This is a genomic window from Pseudomonas sp., from assembly GCF_037994325.1.
Classification (GTDB): Bacteria; Pseudomonadota; Gammaproteobacteria; order Pseudomonadales; family Pseudomonadaceae; genus Aquipseudomonas.
Window position 1 is genome coordinate 1 of sequence record NZ_JBBNAH010000567.1, and the last position, 3280, is coordinate 3280.

Below are 3280 nucleotides of genomic sequence, written 5' to 3' on the forward strand. Positions count from 1 at the left end.
GGCCAGGCCCGGGTGGAAAACCTTGAGGAATTGGTCAGCGCCGCGCGTAACTTCGAGAACAACGACGAAGACGACCTCAGCCCGCTCGCCGCCTTTCTCGGCCACGCCTCGTTGGAAGCCGGCGACACCCAGGCTGATGAACACGAAGACAGCGTGCAGCTGATGACCCTGCACAGTGCCAAAGGTCTGGAATTTCCCCTGGTATTTTTGGTGGGCATGGAGGAAGGGCTGTTCCCGCACAAGATGAGTCTGGAAGAGCCCGGCCGCCTTGAAGAAGAACGGCGTCTGGCCTACGTCGGTATTACTCGCGCCATGCAAAACCTGGTGCTGACCTACGCCGAAACCCGTCGCCTGTATGGCAGCGAGACCTACAACAAAGTCTCGCGCTTTGTGCGCGAAGTGCCGCCGGCGTTGATTCAGGAAGTGCGCCTGTCTAATAGCGTCAGCCGCCCGTACGGCAACAGCAACAAGGGCGCCAACACCAGCAGCATGTTTGCCAACGCCGAAGTACCGGAAACCGAATTCCGCCTGGGCCAGGCGGTAAAGCACGCCTTGTTTGGCGAAGGCGTGATTCTCAACTTCGAAGGCGCTGGCGCCCAGGCACGGGTGCAAGTGAACTTCGCCGCCGAAGGCAGCAAGTGGTTGATGATGGGCTACGCCAAGCTCGAACCCCTTTGACATCGTTTGGTACGCACAGCACACCTACATAGCTCAACATTGGCTAGGGTGCGCCGTGCGCACCAAGGCCTCATCGTAAACGTGGCATGGCGAAGGGAATCTCAACGTGCGCTTCACTCCTCTATTGGCTCTGCTTGCCTGTCTTCTCGTTCCTCTGCACGCCTGCGCCGGCTGGTTCAGCAATGACGGCCCGGCGCTGAGCGTCGAGCGCACGGTCAGCCATAACCGCGATTGGAATACCGGTTCGCTGCGCGAAGAAGTAACCATCACGTTGCGCATGAACGGTCGCAAACTCAGCGATGAAAAGCTCGGCAAGGCCTTTGGCGCCAGTGAAGAAGATGCCCGACTGACCACCGTGTTTGATGCCGTCAGCGCCGGCCCCAATGACGCCCTGGTGCTGTACCGCACCAGCGGCAACTACGAACTAGCCCGTTTATATGTGCAAGACGAGCGCCTGCGCGGTCAGGCGCTGATTCGTGATCTGACGCAAAACTGGATGACCGACGCGCGCCTGCCTGGCTGGTTTTCGGTGCAGCAGGAAAATCATCTGCATCTGGTGCAGATCAATCCGCTGCGCACGGTGGATATCGGGCCAGGGGTACTGCTGGATGTGCGCGGTGACCTCGCCCTTCTGGCCGAAGAGGGCTACCACGGGCCGGCGTCGACCATTCATGCGGTGAGCATCAGCCGGGGCAAACAGGTCGCCGAACTGCAATTGCCCAAGGCCTGTTTCGCGCTACCGCAGTTCGAGTTCACTCACCCCCTGGTGTATGCGCGGATGCAGGAATCGACCCTGGAATACCTGCGCTTTCAGGACGGGCCAGCCTGGTTTGATCGCCACTTCGAGCTGGCTGCCGGCGACCCGCCAACGCTGCGCTTGAAAACCGCCCAGCAACTGCCGCGCCCCGCTCTGGAGCGCTGGTACGTGGAAATGCGTGAGGCGGACCTGGGCCGCCGACCAGGTAACACGGTTGACGCCGCCAGCCCGGCTGTGGAGGACCAGCACGACACCATCGACCCGCAGCCGGCCGCCTGCCCAAACAACGCCAACCCGCGCTTGGGCGCAGGCAAAGAGCCCTACCCTAGTACCCGCGTGATGGCCGAAGACATCTGCCTGAACGACACCTACCCCGGCATTACCCCGGCCATGCGCCAGCAACGCTGCGTGCTGCCGGCAAAAACCCGGGTAATCGTCAACGGCCCGCAGTGGCAAGTGGAAGAGCTGCGCTTTGCCTACCGCCCACAACACGCTACGGCGCCGGTTGAGCAGGTGCTCTACCAGTTGCGCCAGGGCCAAACCGTTAACCGCGCGATTGCCGGCGAGGGTGGCGAAGACCTGCGCTTGCGTGAGGTGGTTCCTATTGGTGAAGGGCAGGCGCTGATCAATGCGCGGGGCGAAGGCGCCTATGAGCTGTTCCATGCGTACTCCAACGCCACCGGCAAGCTGCGCCTGGACCACTTGGAAACCATTGCCTACCCCGCCACCGCGCTGGACACCAGCAAGCCCGGCTGGGTGTACCAGCGTAGCCGCGGGGTGTTGATCAAAACCCAGCCCTACGGCTTCGAGCGGGTCGGCCCTGGCTTGGTGGATATTCGCGGCGACGAGCTGCTATTCCAGTCGGTGAACTGGGGCACCAAGGGTTTGCTGCTGCTCAGCATGCCGTTCCAACCGGAGCCGCAAGCGCCCGGAGTGGACGACGATGCCCCGCGTTATCAGCTCAGCGCCGGCTGCCGCCTCGCCGACGACCCCGACTGGGAACTCGCGGTGCCGCCGATTGACGCGACCCTGGTCGAATCCGCCGCCTGGTTCAGTCGCAACTTCGACTACGTGAACGGCAAGCCGGACAGCATTGTCCTACGTAAAGATCATCACTTGCGCGTCAGACCCGGCTGCGGTCCTGCTACCTAAATGGGCGCAGGGCATAAATCCGGAAACATTCTGCCGCTGGTCATCGTGGAGCGCCCTGTGCAACATGGCGCGCGTTGAATCCATTTAAGAGAGTTGCGAACCATGAAGCGTTTCATCAGCCTGGCCATGATGCTCTGCGTAGCGTTGACGCTCAGCCTCGACGCCAATGCAAAACGCATGGGCGGCGGTAAATCCTTCGGCTCCGCGCCTACCCATCAAACCCGTCAAGCTACCCCGCCGGCCAGCCAGGCCGCAGCACCGGGTAAAGCGGCTGCTACACCTGCGGCGGCTGGCGGCATGTCCCGTTGGTTGGGCCCGTTGGCCGGCCTCGCCGCTGGCGGCCTGCTCGCCTCGATGTTTATGGGCGGCGGCTTCCAGGGCATGCAGATCTTTGACTTCCTGATTATTGGCCTCATCGCCTTTGTGATCTTCCGCTTTATCGCCGCGCGCCGTCGTCAGCAAAACGCTGGTCAACCGGCTGCTGCGGGTGGTTTCACTCCACCGATGCAACGTGACCTGCCGGCCAACCAACCGGTTATGCCAGCGGCCAACTCGATCTTCGGCGGTGGCAGCAGCGCTGCAGCGGCCGCGCCAGTGATCAATGCGCCAAGCTGGTTTAACGAACAGCGTTTTGTGGAAGCCGGTAAAGAGCACTTTATGGCCCTGCAACAGCACTGGGACGCGGCGGAAATG

3 protein-coding genes are annotated in these 3280 nt (G+C 62.1%); all 3 read left to right on the top strand.

The window, feature by feature from the left end; genetic code table 11:
- The coding region (locus tag AAAB16_RS19020; RefSeq protein ID WP_340664736.1) for a 3'-5' exonuclease at positions 1 to 678 on the top strand (678 nt) is incomplete at its 5' end.
- 106 nt (positions 679 to 784) lie between these two features.
- Positions 785 to 2587, top strand: coding sequence for a hypothetical protein (locus tag AAAB16_RS19025; protein WP_340664737.1), 1803 nt, complete (start codon positions 785 to 787; stop codon positions 2585 to 2587).
- Between the two features lie 102 nt (positions 2588 to 2689).
- Positions 2690 to 3280 (top strand): hypothetical protein (locus AAAB16_RS19030; RefSeq protein ID WP_340664738.1); only part of this gene is annotated, 591 nt, incomplete at its 3' end.